At 35.5% G+C, this 18,085-nt stretch carries 20 protein-coding genes; 12 read left to right on the top strand and 8 right to left on the bottom strand.

Annotated features, from left to right (window positions below; all coding sequences use genetic code 11):
• Window positions 1–40 precede the first annotated feature (40 nt).
• On the top strand, window positions 41–679 hold the full coding sequence (locus tag VBZ51_RS11450; RefSeq protein ID WP_416577010.1) for a fasciclin domain-containing protein: 639 nt from the start codon (window positions 41–43) through the stop codon (window positions 677–679).
• 72 nt (window positions 680–751) lie between these two features.
• On the opposite strand, the gene VBZ51_RS11445 is transcribed toward VBZ51_RS11450, so the two are convergent.
• The 3 genes from VBZ51_RS11445 to VBZ51_RS11435 form a co-directional block, all read right to left on the bottom strand.
• Complete coding sequence (locus VBZ51_RS11445; protein WP_074673874.1) at window positions 752–1,309, bottom strand: DUF4494 domain-containing protein; 558 nt, start codon at window positions 1,307–1,309, stop codon at window positions 752–754.
• 162 nt (window positions 1,310–1,471) lie between these two features.
• Window positions 1,472–2,146, bottom strand: a complete 675-nt coding sequence (locus tag VBZ51_RS11440) for a LytR/AlgR family response regulator transcription factor (RefSeq protein WP_416577009.1) — start codon at window positions 2,144–2,146, stop codon at window positions 1,472–1,474.
• Entirely contained in the window at window positions 2,139–3,206 is a 1,068-nt protein-coding gene (locus VBZ51_RS11435; RefSeq protein ID WP_321827432.1) for a sensor histidine kinase, read from the bottom strand. The genes VBZ51_RS11440 and VBZ51_RS11435 overlap by 8 nt, the downstream gene beginning before the upstream one ends.
• A gap of 190 nt (window positions 3,207–3,396) precedes the next feature.
• On the opposite strand from VBZ51_RS11435, the gene VBZ51_RS11430 reads away from it, so the two are divergent.
• The 5 genes from VBZ51_RS11430 to VBZ51_RS11410 all read left to right on the top strand — a co-directional run bounded on the left by VBZ51_RS11430 (window position 3,397) and on the right by VBZ51_RS11410 (window position 6,934).
• On the top strand, window positions 3,397–3,678 hold the full coding sequence (locus VBZ51_RS11430) for an EF-hand domain-containing protein (RefSeq protein WP_058102755.1): 282 nt from the start codon (window positions 3,397–3,399) through the stop codon (window positions 3,676–3,678).
• A gap of 211 nt (window positions 3,679–3,889) precedes the next feature.
• Window positions 3,890–4,642, top strand: coding sequence for a hypothetical protein (locus VBZ51_RS11425; protein WP_416577008.1), 753 nt, complete (start codon window positions 3,890–3,892; stop codon window positions 4,640–4,642).
• Between the two features lie 209 nt (window positions 4,643–4,851).
• Window positions 4,852–5,640 carry a YHYH protein gene (locus VBZ51_RS11420; protein ID WP_416577007.1) on the top strand — a complete coding sequence of 263 codons (789 nt, stop codon included), beginning with the start codon at window positions 4,852–4,854 and terminating at the stop codon, window positions 5,638–5,640.
• A gap of 2 nt (window positions 5,641–5,642) precedes the next feature.
• Window positions 5,643–6,263: a toxin-antitoxin system YwqK family antitoxin gene (locus VBZ51_RS11415; protein ID WP_416577006.1), complete on the top strand. Its 621-nt coding sequence runs from the start codon at window positions 5,643–5,645 to the stop codon at window positions 6,261–6,263.
• Window positions 6,260–6,934, top strand: coding sequence for an SCO family protein (locus VBZ51_RS11410; RefSeq protein ID WP_416577005.1), 675 nt, complete (start codon window positions 6,260–6,262; stop codon window positions 6,932–6,934). Before VBZ51_RS11415 ends, VBZ51_RS11410 begins: the two co-directional genes overlap by 4 nt.
• 80 nt (window positions 6,935–7,014) lie before the next feature.
• On the opposite strand, the gene VBZ51_RS11405 is transcribed toward VBZ51_RS11410, so the two are convergent.
• From VBZ51_RS11405 to VBZ51_RS11390, 4 genes are all read right to left on the bottom strand, one after another.
• Complete coding sequence (locus tag VBZ51_RS11405) at window positions 7,015–7,692, bottom strand: type 1 glutamine amidotransferase domain-containing protein (RefSeq protein ID WP_291960817.1); 678 nt, start codon at window positions 7,690–7,692, stop codon at window positions 7,015–7,017.
• A gap of 43 nt (window positions 7,693–7,735) precedes the next feature.
• A complete protein-coding gene (locus VBZ51_RS11400) occupies window positions 7,736–8,734 on the bottom strand; it encodes an NADP-dependent oxidoreductase (protein ID WP_416577004.1) in 999 nt (332 codons plus the stop codon).
• Between the two features lie 232 nt (window positions 8,735–8,966).
• On the bottom strand, window positions 8,967–10,361 hold the full coding sequence (locus VBZ51_RS11395) for an NAD-dependent succinate-semialdehyde dehydrogenase (RefSeq protein ID WP_416577003.1): 1,395 nt from the start codon (window positions 10,359–10,361) through the stop codon (window positions 8,967–8,969).
• A gap of 111 nt (window positions 10,362–10,472) precedes the next feature.
• Window positions 10,473–11,213: an SDR family oxidoreductase gene (locus tag VBZ51_RS11390; protein WP_058102766.1), complete on the bottom strand. Its 741-nt coding sequence runs from the start codon at window positions 11,211–11,213 to the stop codon at window positions 10,473–10,475.
• Between the two features lie 239 nt (window positions 11,214–11,452).
• Here VBZ51_RS11390 and VBZ51_RS11385 point away from each other — a divergent pair, with 239 nt between their 5' ends.
• The gene (locus VBZ51_RS11385; RefSeq protein ID WP_236973409.1) at window positions 11,453–12,208 is read left to right on the top strand and encodes an aspartate/glutamate racemase family protein; all 756 of its coding nucleotides are present in this window, start codon (window positions 11,453–11,455) and stop codon (window positions 12,206–12,208) included.
• Here VBZ51_RS11385 and VBZ51_RS11380 read toward each other — a convergent pair.
• Window positions 12,205–13,101, bottom strand: coding sequence for an AraC family transcriptional regulator (locus tag VBZ51_RS11380; RefSeq protein ID WP_416577002.1), 897 nt, complete (start codon window positions 13,099–13,101; stop codon window positions 12,205–12,207). The genes VBZ51_RS11385 and VBZ51_RS11380 overlap by 4 nt on opposite strands.
• A 192-nt stretch (window positions 13,102–13,293) precedes the next feature.
• On the opposite strand from VBZ51_RS11380, the gene VBZ51_RS11375 reads away from it, so the two are divergent.
• The 5 genes from VBZ51_RS11375 to VBZ51_RS11355 all read left to right on the top strand — a co-directional run bounded on the left by VBZ51_RS11375 (window position 13,294) and on the right by VBZ51_RS11355 (window position 18,079).
• A complete protein-coding gene (locus VBZ51_RS11375; RefSeq protein WP_416577001.1) occupies window positions 13,294–13,593 on the top strand; it encodes a putative quinol monooxygenase in 300 nt (99 codons plus the stop codon).
• A gap of 208 nt (window positions 13,594–13,801) precedes the next feature.
• Window positions 13,802–14,476, top strand: coding sequence for an NAD(P)H-dependent oxidoreductase (locus VBZ51_RS11370; RefSeq protein WP_099192878.1), 675 nt, complete (start codon window positions 13,802–13,804; stop codon window positions 14,474–14,476).
• Between the two features lie 27 nt (window positions 14,477–14,503).
• Window positions 14,504–15,511, top strand: coding sequence for a zinc-binding alcohol dehydrogenase family protein (locus VBZ51_RS11365; protein WP_416577000.1), 1,008 nt, complete (start codon window positions 14,504–14,506; stop codon window positions 15,509–15,511).
• Between the two features lie 28 nt (window positions 15,512–15,539).
• Window positions 15,540–16,379: a DUF4437 domain-containing protein gene (locus VBZ51_RS11360; RefSeq protein ID WP_416576999.1), complete on the top strand. Its 840-nt coding sequence runs from the start codon at window positions 15,540–15,542 to the stop codon at window positions 16,377–16,379.
• A 56-nt stretch (window positions 16,380–16,435) separates the two neighbouring features.
• Window positions 16,436–18,079: an FAD-dependent oxidoreductase gene (locus VBZ51_RS11355; protein ID WP_416576998.1), complete on the top strand. Its 1,644-nt coding sequence runs from the start codon at window positions 16,436–16,438 to the stop codon at window positions 18,077–18,079.
• The last annotated feature ends 6 nt before the right edge of the window (window positions 18,080–18,085 follow it).

Raw genomic sequence — 18,085 nt, 5'->3', positions numbered from 1 at the left:
TGCGCCGAGCTTTTAATCTTAATAAATAAATACAAAAATTATGAAAACTAGAAATATCAAAAAATTTGCACTAATGACATTTGCGGTATTGGCATTTGCTTCTTGTAACGATCAAAAGAAAAAAGATGCCGATAAAAAAGCCATGGAAGAAAAAGTAGCCATGGAGGAGGCTGAAATGAAAGCTGAAGAAACAAGAATGCAGGAAGAAGCCAAAAAGAAAGAAATGATGGCAACAAGTATTGCAGCGGTTGCCGGTAAAAATGAAGAGTTAAGCACATTGGTATCTGCGCTTAAAGCGGCAGATTTAGATCAAATGTTATCAGAACCTGGTAGCTATACCGTATTTGCCCCATCTAATAATGCATTTGAAAAACTTCCTAAAAAAATGTCGATTGCAGAATTGGGTAAACCGGAGAACAAAGAAATGTTGACTCAAGTATTACAATACCACGTAGTATCTGGTGTAATTACTAGCGACAAGCTTGTAGAGGCTATTAACGGAGCCAACGGAAAATATACCTTTACAACCGTTGGAGGTAAAGATTTGACCGCAAGCTTAAAGGGTGATAAAATCAACTTAAAGGATGAAAAAGGTAATAGAACAGAAATTGTTTTAGGTAATGTAGAAGCTTCCAATGGGGTAGTACACGTTATTAATGATGTGCTAATAATGAAGTAATCAGTATATACTTTCTATAAACAAAAAGGAGGACTTCATTAGTCCTCCTTTTTATATTTTAAATAGAAATTTCTACTCTTCACTTGATAGTACATCGCTAAGTTCTAACTCCTCATCCATAGTATTATCTACGGGTACAGAGTCTTTTACCGTATTAAATTTTGCAACACGTTCCATATCATCCTCTTCGCCAGAAAAGTAAGGGAACACGTCCATAATAGGTGATTCTGATATGGAAGGAACAGAATATTCACCCATAGTATCTTTCATAACACTAATGGTATTGTCATATGCTTCTTTTACGTCATTGGCCTGAACTAAAAGGTACATATTGGTCTTGCGTTCTTTACCACTTTCTTCGTCAAAAGCAATTAATGATACTTTTGATTTGAACCATCTGTCCGAATTTTCAAAGGGATGAATTTCTGCAAAATTGGCAACCTTAATATTCGTAATCTTTATTTCTTCCGTATCGCTTAGGTAAGCGGACATTTCTTCCGTAATTCTACTTTCTGCTTCGGTATAAGAAATTGCATCTACCAAAAATGGCTCGGTTTTCACCTTTAACATTCCAGATGCATCATCTAATTTTCTATATTTTATTTTACACTCGTACCACGTTGCACTCATATCTTATATTTTTTTTGGGGTGCTAAATATACTTCTTAGTCATAGTTTGCAACCTTAAAAAAAGCAATAGATATTCACAATTTCAAAATGAGGGGTATAGATGATTAGTACTTAAGTACTTATGAAAAAATGGTGCAAAAAGAAAATTAATTGAGTTGTGCGCTAAAATAATTCTTGTTTTACATGGTCATAATAAGAATCACTCACCGGAATAATCACATCGGATAATTGCAAGTCTCTACCTTTTAATCCAGTGACATAATTTCTATTGACAATGTACGATCTATGCACTCTCATAAATAGACTGCTAGGCAACTCTTGTTCTAATGCCTTTAAACGCTGATTGCTGATTATTTTTTTGATTTTCAGATGAAAAGTTACATACTCACTATCACTTACTACAAAAAGAATATCGTCATACTTAACTTTATGAAGATCATATCCAGATTTAATGGTTATGGTATCCAATTTATCAATAGTGGTATTGGATTGTACCTTGTTTACCGCAGTAACAAAGCGTTCAAAGGTTATTGGTTTCAACAAGTAATCTACAGCATTTAATTCGTATCCTTCTAAAGCATAGTGAGAATAAGCCGTCGTAAAAATAACTTTGGTTTTAGACCCGAGCATTTTGGCAAAGTCCGTTCCTTTTATTTCTGGCATTTGAATGTCCAAAAACAATAAATCAACTTGTTTTTCCTTCATTATGCTCAAAGCTTCTAATGGATTCTCAGCTTCACCAACTAAATTTAAAAACTCTAATTTATCAATATAAGTTATTAATAAAGACCTAGCCAACTCTTCATCATCTACAACTATACAGTTTATACTATTCATGTAATCTGAGTTTTAAATTCACTTTAAACGCCTTAGAAGTTTCATTGATCACTAATTCATGTCGATCAGGATACAAGATAGCCAAACGCTTTTTTACATTTTCTATGCCAATACCGCCAACATCATCTTTTACAACAACATGCTCTGGTTTTGAATTTTCTAGTTCAAAATCAATACCATCAGTAAATGAGGTAATTTTTAAGTTGATAAATGTGCCTTCAATCTTTTCAATATTACTATGTTTTAAGGCGTTTTCCAAAAAAGGAATCAGCAACATGGGTACAATGGGCACATTTTGATCTTCAATAGAAAACGTAGTTGAAATAGGGTAGGTTTTACTACTCTTAAGGGAGAACAGTTTTATATAATTCTCAATATAATCTATCTCTTTGTATAACGGTACAATTTCTTGTTCACATTCATATAGCACATAACGCAACATGTCTGATAAATAACTAATACTCTTTTGCGTTCTACCGGCATCAATTGCAGATAGTGCATAAATATTGTTCAAGGCATTAAATAGAAAATGAGGATTGATCTGTGATTTTAATAGCTTGAGCTCTGTTTGTAACGCTTCATTTTTATTGATGATGATTTCCTCTTCTTTACGTTGTGCAAACAAGAATATTTCTACAAGTGTTGCAATGATATAGGCAATTGTAATTAAAAGTAGGTTAATGAAAAACCGTGAAGGTGGTCTACGTAATTCTTGCAAAGGTCTGCCGCCGTCAAACCTTGGTCCGGGTCTTGGTCCGGGCAAAGTACCCATATTCGGTTCGTTAACCATTCCTCCTGACCAAGGGATTACATTGGTCAAAATTAAGGTCAAGCCTACTACCACTGCAATGGATGCTATTGCAAATAAAATGTACTTTCTCCTTAATAAAAGGTATGGCACCGTTAAATAAATCAGTACAGCAATTACTATTATTTGAAAAATAAGTACCATACCGTTTTCCAGTACGAACTGAAAATCACTACCACTAAAGATCCATGCGGTAGACCAAACCAAAAGCCATAAGGCTACATGAAATACTATATTCTTATGTCTGTTCATGGTACAAATAAAAGGAATAAATTTTCAACCCAACCTTAAAAACAGCGCTTTAAACCGCTGCTAATTAAACGTTCATTGTATATAGAACACCTTTCGCTTAAATGTAAACGGCAAACACTTAAAACGACCATTCCGCATTAAAGATTCTTACATCTTTGCTAACGAATATTAGTTATAAAATTATATATATATGAAACGTATTACATTAAAAACAGGATTGTTATTTGCCCTATTAGTTGCTTTTGGAACAGTAGCAGTTAACGCACAATCTAAAGGTGAAAGAAGAGAGCCCCCAACATATGCCAAACTTTTAGAAGAAATGGATGCAGATGAAGATGGCCAGCTTTCTAAAGAAGAGGTAAAAGGTCCATTAAAGGATAACTTTTCTGAAATAGATACCAATGAAGATGGTTTTATTTCTAAAGAGGAATTTGATGAGGCTCCAAAACCTAAAGGAAGACCTAGAAATTAATTTCTACACAGTTTATTTTAAATATTGATTCAGTAAAACACCTCAGGGCAAGCCCATGAGGCATTCAAAGGAATCACACTTTTAAATTCGAGGCAAGCCTTGGGGTATTATACCCTTTGGCGGTGCCAATAAAATTTGTTGAAGTTAGCCCAAAGCTTCATGGTCCGCCATGAAGCTTTATTTATCATCAATAAGATAAGCATATAAACAAATGGTCTTATTCAGAAAGGTTAGAAGTAGATTGATAAAATTAGAGAAATTCAAGACCTATTTAATCTACGCATTAGGCGAAATTCTACTTATAGTCATAGGTCTTCTAATTGCATGGAAGATCAATGATATCAACGAATCCAGAAAAAATAGAATTGTAGAAGTTAAAATCTACAAAAGCCTAAGCCAAGAACTGAACACAAATTTAGGTGTATTGGATAGTGCCATTGCAGACTATACCAAGAATATACAGACCTTGCAAAACACCATAAATTATTTGGGTATGGAACCTGCGGAATTAACTGCTGATGCCAAGTCAATGATCGTAAATTTAAATTACCGTAAGACCATTGTTAGGGATGAAGCCATAAACTCAATTAATGCAACCAATAAATTTGAATTTATTGAAAGTGATTCGCTCAAAAAACTGATTGCCGCTTATCCCAATGAACTTGACAATTTTAACAATCAACAAATCAAGATTGAAAATATTATAAACGAGCGCCTGAAACCTATCATTGAAAAGCATATTTCATTAATTGAAATTTTACCGGAAGACAGCTATAATTATCAGCGTATGAAAAACTACGGCAACCGATCAAATTATCCGGATTTGCTAGTAAGCAGAGAATATCAAAACAGTGTCATTGACAGGTTGTTACAAACCAAAGGACAACTTTCTATTGCCAAAAATTTAAGGAATAAGACAAAAATTATTGCTACAAAATTAAATCAAGAACTGAACAGTTCTTAACAAATTCACCTTAATATGAAATCATCTGTCTTTGCCTACTGTTTTAAACATTTACTGGCTTACAAATTGAAATAGCCATCAAACTTTCTTGATCAAAATACTGTCTCACTTAAAATTTCCACCGGTTCACTGATTTTTAAAAATCCGTAGTAATCAAGACATTAGTTTTATACAGCTTTAATAACATTAATCAATTTAAAAATTACATTATGAGAAAAAAAAACATAAAAAGAATACCTTCTATTTCTTTTGCTCTTGCATTAGCATTTATAACCTTTGTTGCCTGTAGTAGCGACAGTGTTGATGATGGAGTGATAGATGATAGTACAACAGACGATAGTGATGTAGATGATGAAGTGGTCACTGAGCTTCATGCTGCGTATAGTGCGTTTAATTCAGATGCCGTGACTATTTATTTAGATGGTTCTGAAGTTGTTATAGAGACTACCGGACTTCCAAATCATGAAACGGTTTATTGGGGAGAGGGTAATTCCCTATATAAAGAAGAGCCAGATGTTGCCCTTACACCAAGTATCATGTCCAGTAACAACAACGCTTATACCATACGTGTAGATGCTACTCCTGATTTAACGGGTAGTACTGTACAAACAGAATTAGGTACTGTTGGTATTGCGGTAAGCGGCTCTTCAATATTCAATGACCAAGAAGGTGGGGGTGCCTTAGATCAAGCTGCTGCTAGTTTAGATTGGACAGGTGCCCATATTGGTCCTGGTGTGTATCATTATCACCTAGAGCCAAAGGCTTTTACCAATGACGACGATAACCTAGTAGGCATATTATTGGACGGAGTATTTCTTTACGGACGTAAATGCAGTGCAACGGGTGATTACCCAACGGATTTAGATGCTTCTGGCGGACATACTTCTACCACACAGTATACTGATGGTGAAGAAGAATACCATTATCACATTATCAATGAAGTGTATTCTACTACAGGTTCCTATTTAGCATTTGCAGGTCCATATCAAGGCTACTAAAAATGAATAGTAAACACTTCCATATCCTTTGCCTTGCACTGATGTTGCAGACCGGCTGTAAACAAAATTCCGGTTCAAAGCCTCAGGTAGCAACCCCTGTTGAAGTCAGTCAAGACACTAAATTCAAGGAAGAGTTGACCCTTAATCAATTAGAAGGTACCTGGTACTACAAAAACTCACCTTATGATGGTTATGCATTAACCTTACATGAGAACGGCACATTGGCAGAAAAGGTGGGTTTTGTTAAAGGAAAAAGAGAAGGAGTCGCCAAAAGATGGTCTGTCAATGAAGTTCTTAGGGTTGAGTATCATTATAAAAATAACCGACTTGAAGGTTCTTACAAAACCTGGTGGGAAAACGGTCAGTTAGCTCAAGAAGCTAATTACGTAAATGGTAAAATGGATGGTGTGGAGAGAAAATGGTATCCTGATGGGCAATTGGCAAAAGAAAGACAATTGGTAAACGGTAGGGAAGAAGGACTACAAAAGGCTTGGTTGCAAAACGGAACCTTATATGTAAACTATGAAGCCAAAAACGGACGCATATTTGGTCTAAGAAGAGCAAATTCTTGCTACCAATTAGAAGATGAAGTTGTAGTTAAATCAGAAAATGAACCTTTATGAAAAAGACTTTATTTCACGTAGCAGCTATACTTGTTTTGATTTCCTGTAAACCAACAGTAAAAAAAGAGCATATTCAGGTAACTGAAACTAGCCGGGTAGCGTATTTGCCCTATTATAATGACGAATCTTTTACACCACATTGGTTGACACCAAACTCTGAAGAGGAGAAACGATTTCATAAAATACCCGATTTTAAACTGGTTGATCAATTAGGTGATACATTGACACAGAAGTCATTTGAAAATCAAGTATATATTACCGACTTCTTTTTTACTACATGCCCCGGCATTTGTTTGAAGATGACGAACAATATGACCAAAGTACAAGAGGCTTTTCTAGATAATCCTGAAGTTGCCATCCTTTCCCATTCCGTAACACCATCCATAGATTCTGTGGCCGTGCTTAAAACGTATGCGGATAAAAACGGGGTTATAGATTCAAAATGGCACTTGGTTACTGGTGACAAAACTGAAATTTATAACTTAGGTAGAAACGAATATTTCGTGGAGAATGATTTAGGTATACCAAAGGACATTAATGACTTTTTACATACAGAAAACTTCTTGCTCATAGATAAAAATAAACACATACGGGGTATCTACAACGGACTCAACCGTGCTTCAATAGCACAATTGATTACTGATGTAAATGCCTTGCTAGAAGAAAGTTGATTGCAATTGTTTGATTATTTATTGACAAAAAGCCCGTAAACATTAGCTTACGGGCTTTTTAATATCAACTAATTTATTAACTATTTCAAAGCAGCCAATAATTTTTCAGCTACCAATTCTGATGATGCAGGGTTTTGACCTGTAATTAAATTACCGTCTTGTACTGCATATGCTGCCCAATCCTCTTTCTTAGAGTAGATTCCGCCGTTTTCTTGTAGCATATCTTCTACCAAAAATGGTACAATCTCAGTTAGCTGTACAGCTTCTTCTTCACTATTCGTAAATCCTGTTACTTTTTTACCTTTTACTAAAGGATTACCATCTGTACCGGAAACTCTTTTTAGAGCAGCAGGTGCATGACATACAAATGCAATTGGTTTTTCTTGTTCATTGAATGTTTCAATCAATTTTACAGAAGTAAGGTCGTTTGCCAAATCCCATAACGGTCCATGACCACCTGGGTAGAAAACGGCATCAAAATCATTGGCATTTACATCTGCCAATACTTTTGTGTTGGCAATTATCTCTTGCGCTTCTTTATCCTCTTTAAAGCGTTTGGTGTCCTTTGTTTGTGCATCTTCAGTATCACTACTAGGGTCAATTGGTGCTTGACCTCCTTTTGGTGTTGCTACCGTAATTTCTGCTCCTTTATCTAAAAGAGCATAATATGGAGCTGCAAACTCTTCAACCCAAAACCCTGTTTTCTTTCCCGTGTCTCCCAATTGATCGTGAGACGTTAATACAAATAATATTTTCATTTTATCTTCTTTTTAGTTACGCAATTATTTTGAAGTCTTATTATTAGACTTTTACTATCATTTTACCTTTGTTCTTACCATCCATCATATCCAAGAATGCTTGTGGTGTATTATCAAAACCTTCTACTATTGTTTCTTTATAGGTCAGTTTTTCTTCGCCCAACCATGTAGACAATTGTTTCATTGCCTGTGGAAATTTGTCGGCATAATTAGACACAATGAACCCTTGCATTAATGCACTGTTCTTTACCAAGAAAGGCTGTACGGCAACCGCCATGGGCAATTCAGTTTTATTGTAGACCGATATAGCCCCACAGATAATAATACGGGCAAACTGATTTATATTGAATAATACCGCATCAGATATTGGTCCGCCAACATTATCAAAGTAGACATCCACTCCGTTTGGCGCCGCTTCTTTAATAGCAGCTTTCATATCTTTGGTTGTTTTATAATTGATACCGTGGTCAAAACCGAATTCTGATTTCAGCATATCAATTTTTTCGTCTGTACCAGCGATACCGATTACATTTAAACCAAGAATTTTACCGATTTGTCCTACCACACTACCCACAGCACCCGCAGCACCAGAAACTACCAAGGTTTCACCTTTTTTAGGCTTCCCAATTTCATGAAGCCCTAAATAGGCGGTCAATCCGGTCATACCTACAATGCCTAAAAAGGCACTTAATGGTGCTTTGCTTTTATCTATTTTCTGCAAGCCTTCGCCTGTAGAAATTTGCCTTTCTTTCCATTGTAATAGACCTGAAACAAAATCTCCTTTTTGGAAATTACCATTTTTAGATTCCAACACTTCTGCTACAATACCGGAACTTATAGGTTCTCCCACTTTAAATGGAGGAACGTATGATTTTGCATCGCTCATTCTACCACGTAAGTAGGGGTCAACGGATATATATTTCGCCTCTAATAAAAGCTCACCGTCAGAGACCTTTAGTTCATTGTCCAATTCTTTAAATTCAAAATCGGAAAGGGTAGGGGTTCCTACCGGACGTTGTTTTAAATTAATTGACTTATTCATAAGTTATCTTTTAAATTATATAATAATTCTACAACTGGAACGCTGGTCTATACCGTTTTAAAAAGTGCATTTACCCACTTAGAATTCCAGTGTATTTTTCGCTATTTCTAATTACAGTTCAAAGGTATTCAAAAAAAGAATGAACATTCATTTATTAACAAAGCTTTAAAAGATTGAACTGTAGAGTAGATTTAAAAAAAGCACCATTTTAGGTGCTTTTAAAACTTAATTATTATTCCATGATCATTATAGATTTCACATTTACGAATTCCTTCATTCCAAATCCGCCATGTTCTCTACCATATCCTGAATCTTTTACTCCACCAAATGGCATACTTGGTTCTGCCAACCCAAAAGAGTTTATAAATACCATACCGGTGTCAAAATGTTTTTCAGCAAGTTCTGTTGCCTTTTTTATATCTTTTGAAAATATACCACCACCTAAGCCAAATCTACTGTCATTGGCTATACGCATGGCATCTTCATTATCCTTCGCTTTTATTAATGAAGCCACAGGTCCGAACAACTCATCATCATACGCTGGTTGCCCAGGCGTAACATTGGCAAGTACCGTTGCAGGGTAGAAGTAACCCTCACCGTCTGGTATTTTTCCTCCACATAATACATTGGCTCCTTTCTCTACACTTTCTTGTACTTGTTCGTGAATTTTCTCTCTAAGATCTTCACGAGCCATTGGTCCCAACTCGGTATCCTCATTCTTTGGGTCTCCTACTTTTAAGGCATCCATGGCTTTTACGAATTTTTCCTTGAATTCATCATATACCTTCTCGGTAGCTATGAATCGTTTGGCAGCAATACAGGTTTCTCCATTGTTATAAATACGTCCCATAACACTCTTTTCTACCGCTACATCTATATCCGCATCATCCAATACCAAATAGGCATCGTTACTACCTAATTCCAAAACCGTTTTCTTTAGTTGGGCACCTGCTTTTTCTCCAATTTTCTCACCTGCCACTGGGCTTCCGGTAAGGGTAACGCCTCTAACCAAATCATGCTCAATTATGGCATTCGATTGGTCATGTTCAATAACCAAGACATTAAAAAGATGTGCTGGCAAACCAGCCGTATCAAAAATAGTCTTCAATAATTTAGCAGTACCGGTTACGTTAGATGCATGTTTCAGTAAAATACTATTACCTGCCATTAGGTTTACAATAGTATATCGCAATACTTGATAACTAGGGTAATTCCAAGGCTGTATACCGTAAATAATTCCCATAGGAGAATAGGTGATAATTCCTTTTCCTCCATTTGATAGCTCACGCTCTTCATTCTTTAAAATCTCTGGCGCGTGTTCCGCAGAATATTCACATATTGCAGTACATAAGTCAACCTCTTGATTACTTTGCTTAAGTAATTTTCCCATTTCATCGGTCATTAACTCCGCAAGTTCTTTCTTATAATTTTGAAGCTCCTTACCAATTGCTTTTATGATTTCACCACGTTCTTCAACGCTTTTCATCTTCCATTTTAGAAAAGCCTTATGAGATTGTTGAATGCTTTCTTCAACTTGCTCATCGGTCATGTACGCATGAGATGCTATTTCTTTTCCCGTTGTGGGGTTAATTGTTTTAAATGTATCTTGTTTTGTTGTCGTAGACATAATATTATTTTTAAGTTACTCGATAATCGAGGTTTTAATACTTCATAGATTAAGCCGAAATATTAATTTGTTTTCAATTCATAGCTTTGGGGGGCTTACCCCAGAGATTGTTTACTGTTGCTCGCTTGGCACCAAATAAACATCGTTGATATTTACTCTAGCTGGCTGAGTTAACACGTAATAAATGGAATTTGCAATATCCTCCGCCTCAAGCGTTTCCATTTTTTGCATTTCCTTCATCTTATCCTTAATATCCTCATCGGTAATCGTGCTGGTCAAATTTGTAGCCACGGCACCAGGTTCTATAGAGGTAATGTTGATACCATATTTTGGTGCTAATTCTTGGCGTAAACCTTCCGAAAACATTTTCACTGCAGATTTCGTTGCACAATACACCGCTCCACCAGGAAAATACCTGTTGGCGGCCATGGACGATATATTTATAATGTTACCGCCTTTATTTTCTTTCAATGCAGGTAGCACTGCCGCAACACCATTTAATACACCTTTAATGTTAACATCCACCATTTTATTCCATTCGTCTGTCTTCAATTTTTCAACAAACGATAACGGCATTAAACCTGCATTGTTGACCAATCCTGTAATTTTACCGTATTCTCTCTTTGTTTTGGAAACGACCTTTTCAAAATCTTCTTTTTTAGTTACATCTCCTGTAACCACAAGAGCTTCTCCACCTTTTTTGGTGATATCTGATTTTAAATCGTTCAATTCATCTTCACTACGTGCCATTAAAACTACTTTAGCTCCATTATCCGCTAATTTCATTGCTGTAGCTCTACCAATACCACTAGATGCTCCTGTTATAATAATTACTTTATCTTCTATTTTCATTGCGTTTTAATTTGATTTAAGCACAAGATAGGAGCAGTTTTTGAGTTCTATTGACCAGATTAATTCAACTATTGACGTATATAGTTTTACGATACTTCTTTATTGATTTAAGTCAAAAAAAACTACTTTTTAGGGTGTTAAAAAGGATACTGAAGAAATTATAGATTTATTAAGACCATTACTTATTTAAATGCCATTAATTTGATGCCTTATTTCTTTTTCTAAATAAAGGTGGAGTTATGATGACAAACAAAATGATAGGCATTGTGGGTGGTGTTGGTAGTTATGCGGGCATAGATTTAATTAAAAAAGTCTACGACCTTACGGAAGCCACATCTGATCAAGAACATTTACCGGTATCTATGCTATCTGTACCTCATAAAATTATTGATCGTACCAAATTTTTATTGGGTGAGACAGATGTGAACCCTGGCATTGCCATTTCTGAAATCATAGCTTCGTTGATTGCTAGTGGAGCCGGTATTATTGGTATTCCCTGCAACACCGCGCATGCCAAGCCTATTTTAAGTTTCATTGAAAAGAGCATTCCTGAATCCTGTATTTTGGTAAACTTAATTGAAGAAGTTGGTAAATATATATCGGAAAAACATCCAGAAATTACTAGGGTAGGTGTATTGGGAACTACTGGTACAATTTTGGCGAAAGTATATCCTGAAGTGCTATCAAAATATGGTATTGAGGTAATACAACCTTCTGAAGATATTCAAGATTTATTTGTGCATCCGTCGATTTATGATACTAGTTATGGTATAAAGGCTTTCTCTAATCCTGTTCATCAAAAGGCAAAAGAAAATTTGAGTATGGCAGCCACATATTTATCTAGAAAAGGTGCCCAAGCGGTAATATTAGGTTGTACCGAAATTCCGTTAGCCATTCAATATGAAAAAATAGAAAACAGTTTAATTATTGATGCCACTACGGTATTGGCAAGTGCCCTTATCAGAGAATCTAAAAAAATGGAACAATTAGTTTAAGTATGCACAGCAGGCATACAAGTTGCTCTTTTCAATAACATATATTCGCCTTTAATTTTAAAATCCCGAATAGATGAGCCTGTATAACGTTTGAAGGTTTTTGAAAGATGACTTACATCTGTAAAACCTAAATCATCTGCTATTTGGGTAAGGGTGAAGTCTGAATTTAAGAGGCGAATTTCTACCAATTTCAGTTTTGCCTTTATTATATATTCACGTAAAGACATACTTACCTGTTTTTTAAAATATTCACTTACATAGGTGGGCGACATGTTAAATACCTTGGCTAAATTTTCGACCTTTAATAATTCCGTCTTATCGATATGGGTATTAATATAGGTGAGCATTTTAGTGATGCGATCATCAACTTGGTTCTTTGGTAATTCAAAATAATTGCTCTTTTTAATATTGCGAATCAAAATTTCTAAAATACTCGTCATTAAACTAGTGACCAAGTTTATAGATTCTTCTCCATAATTTCTAGACTCTTGAAGAATCATACCTATTAAATTTTCTAGATAGTTACGATCCATTTCGTTCTTAATGATATCGCCTGGCAATTGATTGTAGTTAGATAGTATGTAAGACGCTTCTTTAAACCATTCATTTCTATCAATGGTTATCCTATTCGCATTTTTAAAAAACGAATCGGTGAACTTTAAAAAAATAAAACGTGTAGGTTTTTCTATGGTAAAAGAATGGCACTTTAAGGGTGGTAACAAAAACATACTATTCTTACTATAGCTATAGTCATTATAGTTTATGCACTGCGTACCTTCACCTTCTTTAATTAAAACCAGTTCAAAAAAATTGTTCTTCACCGGGCGTTGCTTCCAGCTAGTCAATTCAATTTCTTGTATTTCAAAAGGTTTATGTGCTTCTAATACCTGCATTTTACGAATATTTGGATGGAAAATTACAAAATAAGTATACAATTGAATACAAAACATCAAAAATAACCTTTAAAAATACATGTTACATTTATCCAACTTACCTCTTATTTAAAAGCTGTAGTTTATTTTACTTAGTTTTAGTTTTAGTTTTTATTTTTCCTATTTTCAAATCATTTAATTAGAAACATTTTCATGAAGAAATCTTATTTAACCCTAGTAGTACATATTTTAGTAAAAGAAGTATATAGAGATGAAATAAAAGCTGAATTACTAAAGCTTATTAGTCCTACAAGAGGCGAAGAAGGTTGTATTGCTTATGATTTACACCAAGATAATGACAACCCAAACCTATTCCTATTTCATGAAAAATGGGTAAATCAAGAATATTTAACCAAACATTCTCAAAGTGACCACATTGCGGCATATAGAATTATTTCTAAAGACAAATTAGAGAATGTTACTGCTTACAAAATGACGGAGCTTACCAACTAGACTAGTAATAATAAAGGTTTTATATCTAAAACATATAATATAAAACCACTATTTATATTGGCTTACAGCTTGTTTTGGCAATATTTTAATATTTGATTGCTCTAAAACCTGTTTTTGTACATACATCACCTTTTTTTATACTACAACATAGGCTCATTACCTATATATCTTTGTCTCAAAATTAAATAACAGATATAAAATATATATAATGAGCACACCTAATATTGCCAAAGAAGACATCCTAAACGCTTTTAATTACAGACACGCTACCAAGGAATTTGATGCTACAAAGACCATTTCTGATGCCGACATGAAATTCATCTTAGAAACGGCACATTTATCGCCTAGTTCATTTGGTTTTGAGCCCTGGCATTTTGTGGTCGTACAAGACAAAGAGTTAAGAGAGCTTTTAAAACCGGTTGCTTGGGGCGCTCCTTTAAAATTAGATACTGCCAGTCACTTTGTTTTAGGTTTGGCAATGAAAGCACCAATGGTAAAACACAATGCGCCTTACATAGAACACATGATGAAAGAGGTAAAACAAATGCCTGCCGAAGTTATAGAAATGTACTCTAAATTTTATAGAGAATTTCAGGAGCGCGATTTTAACCTGGATACGGATAAAAAGTTATTCGATTGGTCTTCTAAGCAAACCTATATTGCATTGGGTAATATGATGACATCAGCAGCATTAACAGGCATAGATTCTTGCCCAATTGAAGGATTTCATCAGGAAAAAGCAGAGGCTTTATTACAAGAGAAATTTGGAATTGATACCGATAAATACGGACTAGCTTTTATGGCCGCCTTTGGATATAGAAAAGCGGACCCAGAGTTTCCTAAATCTAGAAGAAATTTTGAAGACATTGTAACTTGGAAATAAGGACAAGTTCATTTAAAAATCACATTTATGAAAGCAATAGGATATAAAAAAAATCTTCCGGCAACAGATGTTAATTCGCTTCAGGATATAGAAATAGATATGCCTAAAGCAACTGGTAAAGATATTTTAGTTGAAGTAAAAGCCATTTCTGTAAACCCTGTAGATTATAAAATTAGAGCCAATAGACCAGCTTCAGATGGAGAATGGAGTGTTATTGGTTGGGATGCTACAGGTGTTGTTAAGGAAGTAGGTGAAGATGTTACCTTGTTTAACGTTGGTGATGAAGTTTGGTATGCTGGTGATTTAAACCGGCAAGGTAGTAATGCCGAATATCAGTTGGTTGATGAACGTATAGTAGGTAAAAAACCTGCAAGTTTATCGTTTGCAGAAGCCGCTGCCTTACCATTAACTACGCTAACGGCTTACGAAATGCTATTTCATAGATTAGAGGTTTCTAAAAATGATGCCAAAAAATCTATTTTGGTTATTGGTGCTGCTGGTGGCGTGGGTTCTATTTTAGTGCAACTGGCTAAAAAGTTTACAAAATTGAATATTATTGGTACCGCTTCTAGAGAAGAAACTAATTCTTGGCTAAAAGAATTGGGTGCAGATACGGTAATTAATCACAGAAATAAGCTTAGTGATGAATTTGAAAAATACCACTTGCCAGCACCTGAATACGTAGTGAGTTTAAATGCTACGGAACATCACGTAGATGAAATTGTAAAACTGATTAAACCACAAGGGAAATTTGGATTCATAGATGACCCAAAATCATTAAACGTGATGCCTTTTAAGGGTAAAGCGGTATCTACTCATATAGAATTGATGTTTACGCGCTCTATGTTCCAGACCGATGACATGATTGAGCAGCATAATATCTTAAACGAAGTTTCTGAGCTTATAGACAACGGAACAGTAAGAACCACTTTGGGAGAAAACTTCGGGACTATAAATGCTGAAAATCTTAGAAAAGCTCATGCTTTTTTAGAGACAGGAAAAGCAAAAGGTAAAATTGTTTTAGAAGGATTTTAGACTCTATGAGTCAAATAAATTAAGCAAAATGAAAAATATATTATCAATTTTAGCTGTAACGGCTGTATTTGCAAGTAACAAGATAACTGCACAAACACCAATAACAGACGACATTAAGTCTGTAAATGAAGTGGTAACCGCAGATAATGTAGAATGGGGTTGGTTAAACCCTTTGCGAGGCGATAAGAGTCCGGCTGCCGGAAAACTTTGGGGAGACAGAACAAAAAATGAACCAGCGGGATTTTTAGTGAAATTCAATAAAGGATTTTCTTCGCCACCACATATTCATAACATCACTTATAGAGGTGTAGTAATTAAGGGATTGTTACATAATGATGATGAAAATGCCGAGAAACAATGGCTACCAGCAGGTTCTTATTGGCAACAGCCAGCGGGAGAAGCGCATATTACCGCTGCTGACGGTGAAGAAAATTTAGCTTTTTTAGACATTCAAGAAGGTCCGTATTTAGTAAAACCAACGTCTGAAGCTTTTGATAATGGTGAAAGACCAATTAATGTTGATAAAACAAACTTGGTCTGGTTAAATGCTAACGACATCCAATGGGTTTCTGAAAAGAGCAATGTAGAAACTGCATTTTTATGGGGAAGTCACGAAAAAAATCAGCTACGTGCCGCACTTTTAAAATTGCCAGCTGGTTTTAATGGAAAGATTAAAAACTTAAGTCCTAATTTTAGAGCAGTGGTCATTTCTGGTGAAGTAACACATCAGTTTATTAAAAAAGATACTAAAAATGATTTACAACCCGGTTCTTATTTTGGAGCTGAAAAAAATGCAACTTCAATCATTTCTACCACTAAAGAAACAATTCTTTACATAAGAAGTAATGGTGATTATGAGGTAGAATAGATTACAAACATTATCTTATGTTCAAGGTTATCACTATCTAAACAATCAAACCAATTATGATCGATCCAAAATTTCCTGAATTAACTAATGTTCAGGTAGAAAAACTTAAGAAGTACGGTGAAATAGAATTCTATAAGGAGCCAACGATCGTTTTGGATTTTGGAGACCGGCATTATGATTTTTTTGTGGTGCTTACTGGCGGAATCAGAATTATAGACCCTGATAAAAAAGATGAAAATATTGCCATTCATACCAGGCATCAATTCTCAGGTTCAAGTAGTATTCTTTCGCACAGAGCCGTTGGGGTTTGCGGTGAAACCTTGGCAAATACACAGCTCATAAGAATTAGTCCTGAAAATCTAAAAAGTGCCATTGCCAAATTCAGTGATATTAGCGATGTACTTCTGAATGCATTTTTATTACGTGAAGACGCGCTTAAAAACAACGTTCAGGGTATTAAGCTCATTGGTTCTGAACACTCCAATGAAACCTACGCTATCCGTGATTTCATGGACAAGAATGATATTTGGTACAATTTTATTGATTCGGATAAGGAAGACGGATTGGTGCAACTATTGGAAACTTTCAATTTAAAAGAATCTGACCTGCCTGTTTTGATCAATAGTCAGAATGAGATTTCCGTTCGTCCATCCATAGATGAAATTGGTACGTGTACCGGTGTTAGATTACAATTGGATGATGATGTTTATGATGTTCTGGTGGTAGGTGCTGGTCCCGCTGGCTTGGCTGCTAGTGTTTATGCCGCTTCAGAAGGCTTAAAAGTGTTGACTATAGATAGTAATTCCCCTGGCGGACAAGCCGGTAAAAGTTCTAAAATTGAGAACTATCTTGGGTTTCCTACCGGAATTTCAGGACGTGACCTTGCCAATAATGGCTACATACAGGCACAAAAGTTTGGTTGTACCATATCCGTGCCGCATAGGGTAGAGGGCATAGTGCGCAAAAATGGTTATTACGAAGTTAATTCTAACAACACATCTATACTAAAGGCTAAAACGGTCATTGCCGCAACAGGTGCCGCGTATAGAAGACTGCCTTTAGAAGGTATTGAAAAATTTGAAGGTTCCGGAGTGTACTATAGTGCCACTTCAATGCATGCCAATATGTGTAAAAACAGCGAAATAGGTATTGTGGGCGGTGGCAACTCCGCAGGTCAGGCGGCATTGTTTTTAGCAAACCATGCGCATAAAGTACATGTAATCATCAGAAACGAGGATATTGGCGCAAAAATGAGCGATTACCTTGTGCAGCGAATTTTCGCATGTGATAATATTGAAGTTTTAACGGGTAGTAATGTCGTTAAGGTTGAAGGCGATACGTATTTGGAAAAGGTAGAAATCAAACAAAACGATGCTTTAGTAGAAAACAACATTAATTACCTATTTACATTTGTTGGCGCAAAACCGTGTACGGAGTGGTTAGATAATATTATAGACACAGATGCTAAAGGCTTTGTACACACAGGGCTCACTATTTGCGACAATGCTTTAAATGGCGAATCCGTATTCAAACATAGAAAGCCTTACACTTTTGAAACCAGTTTACCCGGACTTTTTGCTGTTGGCGATGTGCGTTCCGGGTCGGTTAAACGTGTAGCTTCGGCAGTAGGTGAAGGGTCTATTGTAGTTAGTGACATCCATAAATTTTTAGCGCTTGAAACCGAAGCGAAAATTATATAGTACTTT

It is taken from the genome of Maribacter sp. HS (assembly GCF_048059195.1).
In the GTDB taxonomy this organism is placed as follows: domain Bacteria; phylum Bacteroidota; class Bacteroidia; order Flavobacteriales; family Flavobacteriaceae; genus Maribacter; species Maribacter dokdonensis.
Note: the sequence above shows the minus strand (reverse complement) of the source record. Positions and strands in the feature narration are given on the sequence as shown.

Bases quoted from the DNA above. Each gene is read 5' to 3' on its own strand.
- VBZ51_RS11450 (WP_416577010.1), top strand. From the start codon at position 41: ATGAAAACTAGAAATATCAAAAAATTTGCACTAATGACATTTGCGGTA.
- VBZ51_RS11445 (WP_074673874.1), bottom strand. From the start codon at position 1,309: ATGAGTGCAACGTGGTACGAGTGTAAAATAAAATATAGAAAATTAGAT.
- VBZ51_RS11440 (WP_416577009.1), bottom strand. From the start codon at position 2,146: ATGAATAGTATAAACTGTATAGTTGTAGATGATGAAGAGTTGGCTAGG.
- VBZ51_RS11435 (WP_321827432.1), bottom strand. From the start codon at position 3,206: ATGAACAGACATAAGAATATAGTATTTCATGTAGCCTTATGGCTTTTG.
- VBZ51_RS11430 (WP_058102755.1), top strand. From the start codon at position 3,397: ATGAAACGTATTACATTAAAAACAGGATTGTTATTTGCCCTATTAGTT.
- VBZ51_RS11425 (WP_416577008.1), top strand. From the start codon at position 3,890: ATGGTCTTATTCAGAAAGGTTAGAAGTAGATTGATAAAATTAGAGAAA.
- VBZ51_RS11420 (WP_416577007.1), top strand. From the start codon at position 4,852: ATGAGAAAAAAAAACATAAAAAGAATACCTTCTATTTCTTTTGCTCTT.
- VBZ51_RS11415 (WP_416577006.1), top strand. From the start codon at position 5,643: ATGAATAGTAAACACTTCCATATCCTTTGCCTTGCACTGATGTTGCAG.
- VBZ51_RS11410 (WP_416577005.1), top strand. From the start codon at position 6,260: ATGAAAAAGACTTTATTTCACGTAGCAGCTATACTTGTTTTGATTTCC.
- VBZ51_RS11405 (WP_291960817.1), bottom strand. From the start codon at position 7,692: ATGAAAATATTATTTGTATTAACGTCTCACGATCAATTGGGAGACACG.
- VBZ51_RS11400 (WP_416577004.1), bottom strand. From the start codon at position 8,734: ATGAATAAGTCAATTAATTTAAAACAACGTCCGGTAGGAACCCCTACC.
- VBZ51_RS11395 (WP_416577003.1), bottom strand. From the start codon at position 10,361: ATGTCTACGACAACAAAACAAGATACATTTAAAACAATTAACCCCACA.
- VBZ51_RS11390 (WP_058102766.1), bottom strand. From the start codon at position 11,213: ATGAAAATAGAAGATAAAGTAATTATTATAACAGGAGCATCTAGTGGT.
- VBZ51_RS11385 (WP_236973409.1), top strand. From the start codon at position 11,453: ATGATGACAAACAAAATGATAGGCATTGTGGGTGGTGTTGGTAGTTAT.
- VBZ51_RS11380 (WP_416577002.1), bottom strand. From the start codon at position 13,101: ATGCAGGTATTAGAAGCACATAAACCTTTTGAAATACAAGAAATTGAA.
- VBZ51_RS11375 (WP_416577001.1), top strand. From the start codon at position 13,294: ATGAAGAAATCTTATTTAACCCTAGTAGTACATATTTTAGTAAAAGAA.
- VBZ51_RS11370 (WP_099192878.1), top strand. From the start codon at position 13,802: ATGAGCACACCTAATATTGCCAAAGAAGACATCCTAAACGCTTTTAAT.
- VBZ51_RS11365 (WP_416577000.1), top strand. From the start codon at position 14,504: ATGAAAGCAATAGGATATAAAAAAAATCTTCCGGCAACAGATGTTAAT.
- VBZ51_RS11360 (WP_416576999.1), top strand. From the start codon at position 15,540: ATGAAAAATATATTATCAATTTTAGCTGTAACGGCTGTATTTGCAAGT.
- VBZ51_RS11355 (WP_416576998.1), top strand. From the start codon at position 16,436: ATGATCGATCCAAAATTTCCTGAATTAACTAATGTTCAGGTAGAAAAA.